The organism is Thalassobius sp. Cn5-15 (assembly GCF_022347685.1).
Taxonomy (GTDB): Bacteria; Pseudomonadota; Alphaproteobacteria; order Rhodobacterales; family Rhodobacteraceae; genus Thalassobius.
Genome location: NZ_JAKRGF010000001.1, coordinates 153,094 through 167,506, shown reverse-complemented (window position 1 = coordinate 167,506; position 14,413 = coordinate 153,094). Strand labels below are relative to the sequence as shown.

At 61.4% G+C, this 14,413-nt stretch carries 17 protein-coding genes; 2 read left to right on the top strand and 15 right to left on the bottom strand.

Features of this window, described 5'->3' with window-relative positions; translation table 11 throughout:
* Window positions 1-2: 2 nt before the first annotated feature.
* The 13 genes from MHM86_RS00825 to MHM86_RS00765 all read right to left on the bottom strand — a co-directional run bounded on the left by MHM86_RS00825 (window position 3) and on the right by MHM86_RS00765 (window position 8,082).
* Complete coding sequence (locus MHM86_RS00825; protein ID WP_239194815.1) at window positions 3-650, bottom strand: phage tail tape measure protein; 648 nt, start codon at window positions 648-650, stop codon at window positions 3-5.
* The gene (locus MHM86_RS00820; RefSeq protein ID WP_239194813.1) at window positions 647-856 is read right to left on the bottom strand and encodes a rcc01693 family protein; all 210 of its coding nucleotides are present in this window, start codon (window positions 854-856) and stop codon (window positions 647-649) included. Before MHM86_RS00820 ends, MHM86_RS00825 begins: the two co-directional genes overlap by 4 nt.
* Complete coding sequence (locus MHM86_RS00815) at window positions 853-1,194, bottom strand: gene transfer agent family protein (RefSeq protein WP_239194811.1); 342 nt, start codon at window positions 1,192-1,194, stop codon at window positions 853-855. Before MHM86_RS00815 ends, MHM86_RS00820 begins: the two co-directional genes overlap by 4 nt.
* An 11-nt stretch (window positions 1,195-1,205) precedes the next feature.
* Window positions 1,206-1,622 carry a phage major tail protein, TP901-1 family gene (locus MHM86_RS00810; protein WP_239194809.1) on the bottom strand — a complete coding sequence of 139 codons (417 nt, stop codon included), beginning with the start codon at window positions 1,620-1,622 and terminating at the stop codon, window positions 1,206-1,208.
* Between the two features lie 20 nt (window positions 1,623-1,642).
* Window positions 1,643-2,050 (bottom strand): DUF3168 domain-containing protein, encoded by a 408-nt coding sequence (locus tag MHM86_RS00805; RefSeq protein WP_239194807.1) that lies wholly within the window; start codon window positions 2,048-2,050, stop codon window positions 1,643-1,645.
* Window positions 2,047-2,388, bottom strand: coding sequence for a head-tail adaptor protein (locus MHM86_RS00800; protein ID WP_239194805.1), 342 nt, complete (start codon window positions 2,386-2,388; stop codon window positions 2,047-2,049). Before MHM86_RS00800 ends, MHM86_RS00805 begins: the two co-directional genes overlap by 4 nt.
* Entirely contained in the window at window positions 2,385-2,987 is a 603-nt protein-coding gene (locus tag MHM86_RS00795) for a head-tail connector protein (RefSeq protein WP_239194803.1), read from the bottom strand. Before MHM86_RS00795 ends, MHM86_RS00800 begins: the two co-directional genes overlap by 4 nt.
* A gap of 83 nt (window positions 2,988-3,070) precedes the next feature.
* Window positions 3,071-4,273, bottom strand: coding sequence for a phage major capsid protein (locus MHM86_RS00790; protein ID WP_370643970.1), 1,203 nt, complete (start codon window positions 4,271-4,273; stop codon window positions 3,071-3,073).
* A 36-nt stretch (window positions 4,274-4,309) separates the two neighbouring features.
* Window positions 4,310-4,849, bottom strand: coding sequence for an HK97 family phage prohead protease (locus MHM86_RS00785; protein WP_239194801.1), 540 nt, complete (start codon window positions 4,847-4,849; stop codon window positions 4,310-4,312).
* A gap of 15 nt (window positions 4,850-4,864) precedes the next feature.
* Window positions 4,865-5,086: a hypothetical protein gene (locus tag MHM86_RS00780; RefSeq protein WP_239194799.1), complete on the bottom strand. Its 222-nt coding sequence runs from the start codon at window positions 5,084-5,086 to the stop codon at window positions 4,865-4,867.
* Window positions 5,083-6,354 carry a phage portal protein gene (locus MHM86_RS00775; RefSeq protein ID WP_239194797.1) on the bottom strand — a complete coding sequence of 424 codons (1,272 nt, stop codon included), beginning with the start codon at window positions 6,352-6,354 and terminating at the stop codon, window positions 5,083-5,085. The genes MHM86_RS00780 and MHM86_RS00775 overlap by 4 nt, the downstream gene beginning before the upstream one ends.
* A 95-nt stretch (window positions 6,355-6,449) precedes the next feature.
* Window positions 6,450-7,793, bottom strand: coding sequence for a terminase large subunit domain-containing protein (locus MHM86_RS00770; RefSeq protein ID WP_239196858.1), 1,344 nt, complete (start codon window positions 7,791-7,793; stop codon window positions 6,450-6,452).
* Window positions 7,732-8,082, bottom strand: coding sequence for a hypothetical protein (locus MHM86_RS00765; protein ID WP_239194794.1), 351 nt, complete (start codon window positions 8,080-8,082; stop codon window positions 7,732-7,734). The genes MHM86_RS00770 and MHM86_RS00765 overlap by 62 nt, the downstream gene beginning before the upstream one ends.
* Window positions 8,083-8,669: 587 nt before the next feature.
* On the opposite strand from MHM86_RS00765, the gene MHM86_RS00760 reads away from it, so the two are divergent.
* Complete coding sequence (locus MHM86_RS00760; RefSeq protein ID WP_239194791.1) at window positions 8,670-10,424, top strand: acetolactate synthase 3 large subunit; 1,755 nt, start codon at window positions 8,670-8,672, stop codon at window positions 10,422-10,424.
* 80 nt (window positions 10,425-10,504) lie between these two features.
* Complete coding sequence (ilvN, locus tag MHM86_RS00755) at window positions 10,505-11,065, top strand: acetolactate synthase small subunit (protein ID WP_239194788.1); 561 nt, start codon at window positions 10,505-10,507, stop codon at window positions 11,063-11,065.
* Between the two features lie 215 nt (window positions 11,066-11,280).
* Here the strand turns inward: ilvN and MHM86_RS00750 are convergent, their stop codons facing one another.
* Window positions 11,281-11,574 (bottom strand): hypothetical protein, encoded by a 294-nt coding sequence (locus MHM86_RS00750; RefSeq protein WP_239194785.1) that lies wholly within the window; start codon window positions 11,572-11,574, stop codon window positions 11,281-11,283.
* Window positions 11,574-14,372 carry a glutamine-synthetase adenylyltransferase gene (locus MHM86_RS00745; protein ID WP_239194782.1) on the bottom strand — a complete coding sequence of 933 codons (2,799 nt, stop codon included), beginning with the start codon at window positions 14,370-14,372 and terminating at the stop codon, window positions 11,574-11,576. The genes MHM86_RS00750 and MHM86_RS00745 overlap by 1 nt, the downstream gene beginning before the upstream one ends.
* Window positions 14,373-14,413 lie beyond the last annotated feature (41 nt).

Sequence of the window (14,413 nt, the reverse complement as noted above, 5' to 3'; positions counted from 1 at the left end):
CTTTAGCTGATGCGCGAAGCCCGCGACAGCGCCGCAGACATCTTTGCAGCGACCTGACTGCGCGAGCGTTGGAACGAAGCGGCATCCGGCGTGGTGATATTCATCACCACCGTGGGCGCCGTGCCGCCGCCGGACATCTGCACACCAAGGCGCCCATCGCGACCGCGGGTCAGCGGCAGGATCGCCTCTGGCCCTGCTTCCCCCATCACGCCCATCCCGCCGCGCATGGCAAAGGGCGTGGCGCCAGAGACAACGCCCCCCTTGGCAAAAGGCATGACGCGGCCTTGCGAAAATGCACCACCGTTGGCAAAGGGCACGATGGATCCGACGCCCTGCGCCAAGAGCTTGCCGAAGTGATCAGTCACCGGTTTCATCGCCGTCGCATAAACAGTGTTGGAGATCGACTGCGCCAGTTGCCCCAGCGCCTCCGACAGCCGTGCGCCATCAAAAACCACGCTGTCAAAAGCACGGCGCAGCCCCCGCGACATACCGCGTTCCAGCTGCGCCATCTCGGCCGAGGTTTGGCGCAAACTGCCCTGCATACGGGCAAGTTCTGCGGAAAACTGGCCTGTGAGGCTGGCATTTTCGCTCATCTGACGCGATAGCGATTCCAACAAAGTATCCATATTTTCAATATCATCAGGGGTCATATTGATCCCTCCTGTGGATTGGCATCGGGGTATGTGGCGATCAGGTCTTGCAACGTGTTGCGGGTCATTTTGCTGGGTCCATCGGGCGCATGGCCCAACATCAAAGACAGCTCTATCGGCGTCAGCGCCCAGAACTGATCGGGCCGCAGCTGCAGCTGGTAAAGGCCCGCCCGCAGCAGAGCGGGCCAGTCAAAACCCCCGCTCATGGTGCCTGTTCCGGCAGGCTGAACGCCCGCAACAACAGCGTCGCCGCAATGCGGGCAGCAGCGAGCGGACCGCCGTTGATGTCAGCAGACGCCAGATCTGCCGCGTTGCCCTGCCAACCACCACCGCGTAGCCCCGCGAGCAGCAGCGCCAGCACGTCACGGCTGGAAAAAGCCCCGGTTTCAAACCGTTCGACCAGTGCAATCAGCGTGTCCGCCCCCAGTGACGCCTCCAATTCGGCCAAGGCGCCAAGGGTGAGTTTCAGCGCCAGAGGTTGACCGTTCAGCACCAGCGTCACCTCACCGGCATAGGGGTTTGCGCCCTCAGTTGCGCCTGCCATAGCCGCTGACATCAGACCGCCGCCGTAAAGGTCAGCGCGCCCGCGGAGGCCAGCGACATTTCATATGTCGCCTCCCCATCATGACTGCCGGCATAATCAATCGCAGTCAGCTGGAACGGCCCCTCGACAATGCCGAAATGGGGGATGACCACCTGAAAATCTGGCATCTCCGCATCGAAGAAGATCTGACGCGCCCGCTCATCCGTCGCCGCATCCTTGAAGATCCCCGCCCCGGTAATCGCGGCAGAACGCACGCCCGCACCCGCCAGCAGTTCGCGCCAGCCACCCGCACTGTCCAGACTGGTAACATCGACGCTTTCTGCATTAAACGACATGCGTGTGGCACGCAGCCCGGCGAGTGTTTCAAACTGACCATCACCGGTCAGATCAACCTTGATCAACAGATCCTTACCCATTTGCGCTACCATAGCGACACTCCTTTTTAATGTTATTCATCATAGGTTTGCGCAGCAAAACGCAGGATGATTTGACGACTGTTGTCGCTGCGATCACGGCGCGCCTCTGCGCTTAGGAACCACAGCCGCAGCAGGTGACCACGGGTGAGCGACAGGGGCGTGTCCTGCAACAGATCACTGATGCGCACCGCCGCCAGTTTGACGGGCAGAAAGCCTGTATCCTGCCCGACGATCAGCAGTTGCAGCTCATGCCGTGCGCCGGTGCCGCTTTTGTCTGAGCGGGGCGTGACCTTCTCAGCCCCGATCTGCACGTAACGATCCGGCGCCGTGCCTGCGGGCAGCGCGTCATAGACACCATCCACCAGTGTCAGCAGGTCTGCATCATTGCTGAGACGATCAAAAACCGCCTGTTGCAGCGCCGCAGCGAGGGCATAGGTCATGTCACCACCTCTTCATGAGCCAGGCAGGTGAGGTAGCGTGCGCCAGCGTCGCTTTCATGCACGCTGTCAATGAGGTAGAGGCGCGTACCTTCACGCAGGCGTTGGTTCGGGGCGGGACGCATCGCGGATCCCACCGGCGCGGCCCTGAGCGTGATGCGCAGGCGGGTCTGCGACAGGCCCGCGCCCTCGCGGCCAGAGCGCAGCGCAACTGCCCCCCACAAGACGCCAAGGGCCTGCCATGTGGTGATAAATCCCCCTGCACCATCAGCGGTTTGAAGAGGTGCCTCAAGGATCAGCTGGCGGTTCCGGTGAGGCGGCGGCTTCACAGTGCGCTTCATGACGCACCGCCAATCCGCAGGTCACGGTGTCGTTCGATCAAAGCGGTGACGCCAAAGGGCATGCAGCCAGAACTGAGGCCGATGTCATCGCGGTATTCATAATAATGCGCCGCCAGCATCAGCACCGCCTGCGCCAGATCCGGTGGCACCGCCTGCCAGTCGCCAAAGCCGACGCTCAGCTGAACCTCTGCCTCGCCGCCTGCGGGGATCAGCGGCAGGGTGGAACCGCGTGGAATCAGGCGGGGGCGGTGACTGTCGGCAATCAGGTGATAGCGCGACGGATCCACCTCCTCTGCGTCACCGTCGGGATCCGTCAGCGTCAGGCGGGCAACAGATTGCACAGGCGCCAGCGGCAACGCCTGCTGACAGGGATCGCCCCATGTGCTGAGGCGCAGCTGAACCATTCGGGTCAGTATGGCCTTGCCGGTGCGGGCCTCAATCGCGGCCAATGCAGCGCGCAGGAACCCTATCAACAGATCGTCCTGCAGGTCCGAGGTGGCAAAGCCACTGCCCAGCCGCAGATGATCGCGCAGCTCTGCCATCGGCAGGGCTTCGGGCGCGACGGGGGTGATGTCTTGCAGCGTCATGGTGTGCAGCATCTTGGTGCTCTCCGCTGTTGGTTGGGTGTTGGGTTTAGGGCGCGGCCCAGACATGGGGCCGCGCAAACGGTCAACTGTGCGCCTTAGCTGTTGGAGAAGCGCAGCAGCTTGATCGCGGCAAAGTCGCTGACATCGCCGCCCACCCGTTTGGTGGCATAAAACAGCACATGCGGCTTGGCGCTGAAAGGATCGCGCAGAATGCGCAGATCGGGGCGTTCCGCCACGGTATAGCCAACACCAAAGTTGCCAAAGGCAATCGCGTAGCTGTTTGCGGCGATGTCTGGCATGTCCTCGGCAATCACCACCGGATAGCCCAACAGGCGCGCAGGTTCACCCGCTGCCAGACCATCCGACCACAAGAAGCGGCCATCGGCGTCCTTCAATTTGCGCACCATGCCTGCGGTTTGCGAGTTCATCACAAAACTGGCACCCGCGCGGTATTCAGCACCAAGGGCATAGACCAGATCAATCAGCACCTCCGGCCCGCTAAAGCCGCTCTCGGAGCCTGAATTCACATAGCCCAGACCGCCCCAGGTCCAGCTGTCGTTATGCGCCGTCGCATGGGTAAGGAAACCAGTGGGTTTGTCGATGCCATCCCCGCTGACGAAGGCCGCAGCCTCGGCGCGGGCAAATTTTTCGCCAATACGGCCGGCCAACCAGCCTTCGATATCAAAGGCCGCGTCATCCAGCAGGCGCTGGCTGGCTTTTGGCAGAGCAGACAGCTCGTGCAGCGGGATGGCGATACGGTCGATCGTCGGCGTTGTGGTCTCAGATGTGGCGTCCACCTCATTGGCCCAGCCGTGACCCAATTCGCCATGATCAACCAGCACGTCGTAAGAGGTGGCCTCCACAGTCACCACATTGGCGATCTGGCGGATCGAAGCGGCGCCGGACAGCACCGATTGCACACTATCCGAAGTGACGGGGTCGACCAGATAGCCGCCGTCGCTGTTGACCGCAGTGGAAAGCGCCTTGCCCTCCAGTTCCAGTCCGCGCAAGCCATCGTCATCACCGAAACGCAGGTAAGCGTTGAAGGCTTTCTGATGCGGCACCTCAGGTGTCATCGCGGCGCTGAGGTGAGGACGTGTGGGGTTGTGGGATTTTTGTTCTGTCTGTTTCATGCGTTGTTCCTGACGAGCAAAACGTTTCTCAACATCAGCGCGGAAAGCGCTGAAACCGTTCATAAATTCAGCCATTGCCGCTTTGACATTGGTCTGGAGTTCGGGGTGGGGTTCTGTCTGAACCGGCGGCATAGCTACGCCGGTCCGAGGGGGGGCCTCGGTCATCTGATCATCCTTTCTGCGGTGTCGGTTTGGTGTCTTTTAGTCGGGGTGCATCTCTGCCCCAGCCTGTCGCAGCGCGGTGCAGAGCATAGCGAGTGTATCGGGGTCGCGGCCCTTGCCGGTCAGGTTCAGACGGGCGGTGGGCAGCATCGGGAAGGTCACCAGCGACACTTCCCAAAGGTCAAGCTGTTGCAGGTGACGGGTGCCATCTGCGGCCTTGCTGGCGCGTTCGGTGCGGTAGCCGATCGACAGCCCGTCAATGGCGCCCGCCGCGATCAAGGCTTGTGCCTCACGGGCGCGGGCAACGCCGGGCAACAGCCGTCCCTTGACCCATAGGCCGCGGGCGTCCTCGCGGATGTCGTCCCAAATTCCGATGGGTTGGGCGGGATCGTGCTGCCAAAGCATTTTGACCGCACTGCCCGCCGCAGCCAGCCGTTTGAGCGACGCGGCAAATGCGCCTGGGCGCACCAGATCACCCCCCTGATCGGCATGATCAAACAGGCTGGCATAGCCGCTGATCACGCCCTCATCTTCGACCACTAAGGTGTTACTATGTTGCGTAAATTTATGTTCCAGCATTTTTATCATCCCCTTTCAGTTGAGGCCCAGAAGCGATTGCGCCGCTTCGGCCAATATCATTGCCACAACACCGTAGACGGTGAGCCACAACCGGCGTTCCAGCCGTTCCATTGCCGCCTCCAGGCGGGTCAGACGATCCTGCAACGCGGTCACGTGCAACTCGGTGAGCGCCTCATGCGCCTCCAGCCGCAAGCCCGGCGCGCATTCAAACGGTTCAAAGCGGCGCTCATTGCTCATGGCGTTTGTCCGGCGGGTTTGTCCGGCGCAGCCCCCTCGGCCACGCCCAATTCCGGCAGCCCCAGAAGGCGGCGTTTTTCTGCGTCACTCAGAAACGCTGCGTCGTTGACCCGTTGCCATTGTGCATCCCGTTCACCGGCAAGAGCTGGCACCTGATCCAAATCCACACGGAGATCCAGCGCCACGTCGCTGTGCTGACCGAGAAAGGTCGCCAGCCGACCGCAGACCTTCTGCACCAAGGGCAGCACAGTCAGGCGGTAAAACGCGCGGTTGGCCTCTTGATAATTCGCGTAAGTGGCATCGCCCGGAATGCCCAAGAGCATCGGCGGCACCCCGAAGGCCAGCGCGATTTCACGGGCGGCGCTGTCTTTCGTCTTCTGAAATTCCATATCCGAGGGCGACAGGCCCATTGGTTTCCAATCCAGCCCCCCTTCGAGCAGCATCGGCCGGCCTGCATTGCCCGCGCCCTGATGGTAGGTGGCCATTTCCGATTGCAGCCGGTCATATTGATCGGGGCTGAGGCCGCCCTGCCCGTCGACACCCTGATAGACCAAGGCCCCGGAAGGCCGCGCAGCATTGTCGAGCAGCGCCTTTGACCAGCGCGAGGCGGAATTATGCACATCCAGCGCCTGCCCGGCAGCCTGCAGCGGCGACATGCCGTAATGATCATCCAGCGGATGAAAGGTGCGGATGTGACAGATCGGCGGCACCTCGCCCTGCATATCAAAACGGTGTTTGCGCCCGTTAACGCTGTAGTCGTAAGCCAAAGGCCAGCCATCGGCGCCGGGCACCAACGCCATGCGGTCAGAGCGCAAAACATAGAGCTCTACCGGGCTGCCATCACGGCTAACCAGTTCCAGATAGCCGTCACCACTGAGAAGGATCTGCGCATAAAGCGCTTCCAGCAACTCCGCCTTGCCCTGCACGGGATTGGGGCGGCGCAGGAGGGTCAGCAATTCGTGCACCTCAAAGCGTTGCTTGCGGTCCTGCAGAATCAGCGGCAGTGAGGCCGCGGCCTCGGCAATCAGCTTCACACAGCGAAAGCCGACCGGATTACCCTGAAATCCGTTGCGGGCCAGCGTCGCGCCGTCGCGGGCACTCCACGTGGCACGGGGGGACGTGCGGACTTGCCCTTGGGGAGCCATCAGACGGCCTGCGGCGCTGGCCTTCACATGCGGCACGGGTGCGGCGCGGGTTTGGGGTGCTGTTGTCGGAACGGGGCCCGCTGCGGGGGCAGATGCGGTGGATTTAAAGAAGGAAAAGACCATGATCATCGCTCCTGCGGGTCGGCTTGTTTGGTGTGTTTCGGATGTGCGTTTCGCTGTTGGGATCAATGTGCGGGCAATTGGTTAACAACCGTTCACTAGAGCGCACGCAGCTGCGGCTGACGCTGATTGCGCAACGGCTCCAGCAGCAGATGCGTCAGTGCCCAGACCAGCGCATCGACGCGGTCAGGACTGCCCGCGCCCATGTAGCCACGGGTGGTCATGGCGCACATCTGATCCTCCAACAGGCCAAGGCCGCGGGCATGAAACACCCGTCCCTGTTCATAAAGAGCAGCTACCGGTTCAGCGCGGGCCGCTTTTGACCGGCTGGCGTGGCATTTGGTGAACGGCACGCTGGGGTCGATCTGACGCACAACGCTTTCCACCAGATCGCCGCCCTGATTGACCTCTGCCACCAGACGGTCGGCGTCCCAATTGCGCATCATCGCCACCGCTTGGCCGGCCCATTCGCTGGGGCTGGCGGCGGGGCAGCTCGCGTCATCGAGCACATAAGCGCGCCAGTCCTGTACAGGCCCACGCAGCACCGCGCCGACCACGATGATCCCGCAGGTGTCCGAACGATCGGTGGCGGTCACTGCCGGATCAACGGCAACGACAATGCGGTCCAGATCCGGCACCTGTTCGACCTGCAGCCGTTCAAGCCCCCCGATGGACCACAGCGCGCCCTCTTCCTCCTCCAGCAGCTCGCCGGCCAGTTCCTGACGGCCCAGACGGGTGCCTGCATAGCGTGCCTCTACCTCCTCCAGGAAACTGTCGGCCAGATTGGCGCGGTTGGCCGAGGTGGCGGCGTGGGTGACAACGGTGCTATCGCGGCGCAAGAGGTCCTTTAGCACCGGCACATTGCGCGGCGTCGTGGTGACGCACACCTGCGGCTGATCGCCCAGACGCAGGCAAAATTGCAGCATGTCCCATGTGTCCTGCGCCTTCGGCCATTTGGCCAGCTCATCGACCCAAGCGCCGTCAAACTGCGGGCCACGGAGGGATTCAGGATCATGGGCAGAGAAAATCTGCGCCTCCGCCCCATTTGGCCAGCGCAACAGGCGGCGGCTGGCGATCCAGTCGGGGCGGCGATCGGGAGGTGAACAGGCCAGGATGCCGCTGTCGCCAAAGACCATCACTTCGCGTGCCTGATCCAGTGTTTCGCCCACGATGGCGAGGCGCTGACAGCGCCCCTTGTCCAAAGGCCGCGCCCCTTCGACCTGTGCGCGCACCCATTCGGCACCAGCGCGTGTCTTGCCCGCGCCGCGCCCCCCCAGGATCACCCACGCGCGCCAGTCACCCGCAGGCGGCAGCTGATGATCCAGCGCCCAGAACTCAAACAGATAGGGCAATGCGAGGATTTCTTCCTCGCTCAGCTCATCAAGGAAGGCGTTTTGCAGGGCCGCATCGGCGCAACCGATCCAACCGGCAGCGGATCTGATCGCGGGCGTGGTCGAAATCGACGCTGTAGGCGGCTGCCTGTCCGGCGCGTGTGTGTTCTCGGTCATGGAATTTTGCCTCCAGCTCAAAGGCGATTTTCAACCAGTTGCGCAGATCACTGATCAGGCGCAGGTTGTCCCGCACCGCCCCGTCATCATCGAGGCGAATGCGGTATTGCATCGCTTTCATGTCATCCTTGAGGTCGGCCAATGTCGTGGCCACCTCGGCGAGTTGCGCATCAAGCGGGCTGTCCACCTGCGGCGCGGTCTGGTCTGTGTTGGCTTGGTTCATCTGCTGTCTGTCCCCTTACCGTGGGGGGAGACTGGCAGGCAGAAGTGAACAAGCTGCTAGGGCAGCGTGCGCAGGGTGGATTGCCGCACAGGAATGGAGCAAGCGCTCGTGCGCTCTGCTGCCAGTGATCAGGAGGGTATCATCCAGCCCCGCAGCGACAACGGCGCACCTGTTAACCAAGGCCAGCGGATCAGCCGATCCCCATCACCGTTCACCGACGCTGCCCCCATCCCCGACCTGCTGCGTCGTTATTTTCGAAGGAGATTTGGCGGAAAACACCCAACGTCACTACGATTTTTTCCGAAAATTTCACATCACAACCCATACAGCGCAACTATCGCAAAGAATTTCGCCCAAAAACGGGCGTTTTACGTTTCTTTAACGGTTGACGCCCCCTCAGCAGGCCAATAAAACCATGCCAAGCACCAAGAAAGGTCATTTCAACATGAACACCCTAGTGGTCATTGTAGAACATTGGCGCATGGGCCGGTAACGGACACCATAAGGAAACCCCATGCGCCCCCGAACGAAAGTCGGGGGCTTTTTCTTGGCAGCTGTAAAGTTGACGTCGTAAACGGAGCAAAAACATGACACGTCAGATGACCGGAGCGAAAATGGTAGTCCAGGCCCTCAAAGATCAGGGTGTGGATGTCGTATTCGGATACCCCGGGGGCGCAGTGCTACCGATTTATGATGAGATCTTTCAGCAAAACGATATCAAGCACGTCCTCGTGCGTCACGAACAGGGCGCGGTGCATGCGGCGGAAGGCTATGCGCGTTCGACCGGCAAACCTGGCGTGTGCCTTGTGACCTCTGGCCCCGGTGCAACCAACGCGGTGACCGGCCTGACCGACGCGCTGCTGGATTCAATCCCGATTGTGGTTCTGACGGGTCAGGTGCCAACCTTCATGATTGGTTCGGACGCGTTCCAAGAAGCCGACACTGTTGGCATCACGCGGTCCTGCACCAAGCACAACTGGCTGGTGAAAAACACCGACAAACTGTCGGGCACCCTGCATGAGGCGTTTCATGTTGCCACCTCGGGCCGTCCGGGCCCGGTGCTGATCGACATTCCGAAGGATGTACAGTTTGCCGACGGCGAATACACCCCGCCGCAGAAGGTTGAAGTCAGCCACTATCAGCCCAAGCTGAAAGGTGACATGGCCGAAATCGAGATGCTGGTGGACGCCATCGAGAAGGCCGAGCGCCCGGTATTTTACACCGGTGGTGGCGTCATCAACTCTGGCCCGGCGGCCAGCCAGCTGCTGCGCGAACTGGTGGATGGCACCGGTTTCCCCATCACCTCGACGCTGATGGGTCTGGGCGCCTATCCGGCGTCTGGTAAGGGGTGGCTGGGCATGCTGGGCATGCACGGCCTGTATGAGGCCAACATGGCGATGCACGGCTGCGATCTGATGATCAACGTCGGTGCGCGTTTTGATGACCGGATCACCGGCCGTCTGGATGCGTTCAGCCCCAACTCGACCAAGGCACACATCGATATTGATCCGTCGTCGATCAACAAGGTGATCCGTGTGGACATTCCGATCGTTGGCGACGTGGGCCACGTTCTGGAAGACATTCTGAAGGTCTGGAAAGCCCGCGGTCGCAAAACCAACAAAGCGGCCGTTGCATCTTGGATGAAACAGATTGAGGACTGGAAAGCGGTGAACTGTCTTGCCTACACGCAGGAAGGCAGCACCATCAAGCCGCAGTACGCGCTGGCACGGCTGGAGGCGCTGACCAAGGACATGGACCGCTATGTCACCACCGAGGTGGGGCAGCACCAGATGTGGGCGGCACAATACCTTGGGTTTGAGGATCCGAACCGCTGGATGACCTCGGGTGGTCTGGGCACCATGGGCTATGGCATCCCCGCCTCTATTGGTGCGCAAATGGCGCATCAGGACAGTCTGGTGATTAACGTGGCGGGCGAAGCATCGTGGTTGATGAACATGCAGGAAATGGGCACCGCAATGCAGTTCCGCCTGCCGGTGAAACAATTCATCCTGAACAATGAACGTCTGGGCATGGTGCGTCAGTGGCAGGAACTGCTGCACGGCGAACGCTACAGCCACAGCTGGTCGGAATCGCTGCCTGATTTCGTGAAACTGGCAGAGGCGTTTGGCTGTAAGGGCATCCAGTGTTCCGACCCTGCTGATCTGGACGACGCGATCATGGAGATGATCCAATATGACGGGCCGGTGATCTTTGACTGTCTGGTAGAGAAGCACGAAAACTGCTTCCCGATGATCCCATCGGGCAAGGCCCATAACGAAATGCTCTTGGGCAATGCAGAAACCCAGGGCGTGATCCAGTCCGGCGGCGCGGTTCTGGTGTGATGAACGGCCTCGGGGGCGGTCTCTGCCCCCGATCCCTCCATTACTGAATTGCAGATGCACAAGATTTGAGAGATAGAAAAATGGCTGCTCTACACATCAAAAAAGGCTCCACGAGCCACTCCGCCTATAACCTGCGCCCGAACTTTTCGGACGTGAAGGAACGTCACACGCTGGCCATTCTGGTAGACAACGAGCCAGGGGTTCTGGCCCGCGTGATCGGCCTGTTTTCGGCCCGTGGCTACAACATCGAAAGCCTCACCGTGGCCGAGATTGATCACGAAGGTCATCTCAGCCGCATCACCATCGCCACCACCGGCACCCCGCAGGTGATCGAACAGATCAAAGCGCAGCTGGGCCGCATCGTGCCCGTGCATGACGTCCACGACCTAACCGTTGAAGGCCCGGTTGTGGAACGTGAACTGGCGCTGATCAAAGTTGACGGCGAAGGCGAAAAACGCATCGAAGCACTGCGTCTGGCCGAGATTTTCCGCGCCAATGTGGTCGACTCGACCCTGACGAGTTTCGTCTTTGAAATGACCGGCGCACCCGACAAGATCGAAGCCTTCGCTGCCCTGATGCAACCGCTGGGTCTGGTCGAAATCGCCCGCACCGGCGTCGCCGCCCTGTCACGCGGCGCGTGAGGTTTAACACGATCGCAGACATGACAAGGGCCGCATCACGCGGCCCTTATCATGTCGGATAACTATAATGTGCCTCGAACGGCTTCTTCTCAGTCTTTCTAGCGCCCGACCCAAGGGGCAAAGCGAAACGCCCACGCCGTCGAACTGGCGGTTTGCCTTCGGCAAAACGGAGGCGGTTCGGGCGCTGCCAAATCTTTGGTTTGGCAGCGAGTGACCTACCCCGTAACCTCATCGTCACGACGCGCACGCCAGCCGCCGCGACGTTTGGCCCGGCCTGTGGGGGCTTTGGCCTCTTCGAGAACCGCGGTCATCGGATTGTCGGGCTGATCGGCACCATAACGGGCCAGCAGGTCCGCTGCGGCCGCGTGTTGATCATGGCCCAACGGCAGGTTCAGCGCCCAATCAAGGAAAATGGAGCGCGCTTCATCCTGCGTCAGACCTTCGATACGGTAAGCTTCGCGGATCAGACCTTTGTGATCCAGCGGATCGGAGGGGTTTGCGTTGCTCATCACATGGCTCCTTCTGCCACTATATTTCGCTGCAAAACAGTCTCTATCACCGCTGCGGCCTCTGCCGTGACCTCAACCAGCCGTGCTTCCAGCACGTCCAGCGTCGGCTCTGACGCCTCGCGCAGCAGCATTTCGCGCCCGCCTTCGCCCATGTCCTGTGGATCAAGCCGGGTGTTGCTGATCAGTTTGTTCACCATCTGCACCGTCCAACACAGATCATGGGCCATGAGCAGCCGTTCCTTTTCCTCATCCCCCAAAACGCCCGTGGCGGCCGCCGCAACCAGCCCGTCGCGGGTTGATCGCGTATCTGCCTGCGTTGCCAGCACCAGCGCTTGCGAGAGCAGCTCGATGTCCTGCAAACGCCCCGCACCCACCTTGGCATCCCACGGACCTGCTGGTCCCTTTGCCGCCGCGATCCGGTCGCGCATGTCTGACACGTCGCTAAAGAGTGTTCCTATTTCGCGCGACAGACCTAGCACGTCACGGCGCACTGCCTCTACGTCATCCGCGACCTCCGTTGATCCGGCAACGGCACGGGCGCGGCTGAGAGCGAGGTGTTCCCATGTCCAGGCCTCCCCCATCTGATAATCGCGGAACGATGTGAGCGAGGTTGCCACCGGACCCTGCGTGCCCGAGGGGCGCAGGCGCATATCGATCTCGTAAAGACGCCCCTGCGGCATCTGCGCGGTTACCGCTGTAACCATCGCCTGTGTCAGTTTCGCGTAATATGTCCGCGCCGCCAAGGGTTTACGGCCCTCGGAAAACTCCACCCCGTCGGCATCATACACCACAATCAGGTCAAGGTCCGAATTGGCGTTAAGCCGCCCTGCGCCCAGCGACCCCATGCCAAGGATCGTCGCACCGCGCCCCGGCTGATCCCCGTGTTTCAGCGCAAACTGCGTCAATACTGCAGGGAAGAGCGCCGCCAGCGTTGCCTCTGCCAGTTCGGCGTATTGCTCGGCCGCCTCATCGCCGCTGATCAGCCCACGCAGGTGATGCACACCGATGCGGAACCGCCATTCCTTGGACCAGCGGCGGGTCTGGTCAAGTTTGTGTTCATAATCAGGATCGGCCGCCAGCCTTGCGACCAACTCCTCGGTGAGCGCTGCGCGGCCGGGCCAATCGGCAAAGAACGACCCGCCAATGACTGCATCAAAAACGCCGGAGTTGCGCGAGATATAGGTGGCCAGCGACGGCGAGGTGCCGACAATATCGACCAAGAGGTCAATAAGCTGCGGATTGGCCTCAAACAGGGACAACAGTTGCACGCCAGCAGGCAGGCCCGACAGGAACCCATCGAGCGCGATCAGCGCCTCCTCCGGCTTGGCGGACCGTTGCAGTTGGCCAAACAGGCGTGGCTTGATCCGTTCAAAAATCTCCACCGCGCGAGAACTGCGGAAAGCGGGATAGCTGGCCCAGCGGCGGATCACTTCTGGATCAAAGCGCACTTCTTCCTCGATCGCGCGGGGATCAGCGGCGTCGGGGGCAAAGAATTCTTCTGTCAGGCCATGCACTTCTTCAAGCCGCTGACGCAGTTCCACCTCCAGATCGGCGCGGTCACGACCTAGGAAACAGGCCAGACGCTGCATGTTTTCCGGTGATGTCGGCAGCGCGTGGGTTTGGGCATCATTAACCATCTGCACACGGTGTTCGACGGTGCGGTGGAACCGGTAGTGGTTGGTCAGTTTCTCCGCCGCTTCGGGCGTGATCCAGCCTTTGTCTGCCAGCACAGACAGCCCCGGTACAGTGCCACGCACCCGCAGATCGGTGTCACGACCACCGGCGATCAACTGGCGGGTCTGGGTGAAAAATTCGATCTCGCGGATACCGCCACGGCCCAGCTTCATGTTGTGACCCGCCAGATCCAGCGCACCGCCCAGACCTTTGTGTTCGCGGATGCGCAAGCGCATATCGTGGGCGTCCTGAATGGCGGCGAAATCTAGGTGTTTGCGCCAGACAAACGGGCGCAGCGTGTGCAGGAAACGCGCGCCTGCCTCCAGGTCGCCGGCGCAGGGACGCGCTTTGATATAGGCCGCGCGCTCCCACGTGCGCCCCAAGCTTTCGTAATAGGTTTCAGCGGCCGCCATGGCCATGCACACTGGCGTCACCGCAGGATCGGGGCGCAGGCGCAGGTCGGTTCGAAAGACATAGCCTTCGGCGGTCAGGTCCGACAGCATCGTCGACATCCGACGCGTGGCCCGCACAAAAGAGGCGCGGGCATCGTGATAATCGTCGCGATCAAACTGCGTTTCATCAAAGAGGCAGATCAGATCCACATCGGAGGAATAGTTCAACTCCCCCGCGCCCATTTTACCCATTGCCAAGGCCACCATGCCGCCCGCACGCTCAGCGTCCTCGGGTACTGCGCCGGGCAATTTGCCGCGCTTAATCTCGGCCCCAATGGTGGCGCGCAGAGCCAGATGCACCGCAAGGTCAGCGTAGTCGGTCAACGCCCCTGTGACCTGCTCCAACTGCCAGACGCCACCGCAATCTGCCACGCCAGACAGGAGCGCGATCCGCCGCTTGCCACGCCGCAGCGCATCCGGCAGCTGATCCGGCGCCGTTTCGCGCAAGATGGCATGTTCTGCGGCCACTGCCGCTTCTGGGTCCGCCATTGCGGCCGAGATCCATTCTCCCTCTCGCGCCATCAGCCCTTTCAGATAGGGGGAACAGCCCGCAACAGCATGGAAGAGCGCGTTAACCTCAGATCCCATGTCAGGCAGCTGGGCCAGCGCCTCTGCGCCAAGTTCGGGATCAAAAGCAACAGGTTGGCGGGTGATACGTGCGGCAAAAGTCATAGGATCAGATGGCCACGGCGCCCCCTGTCCGTCAAGGGGAC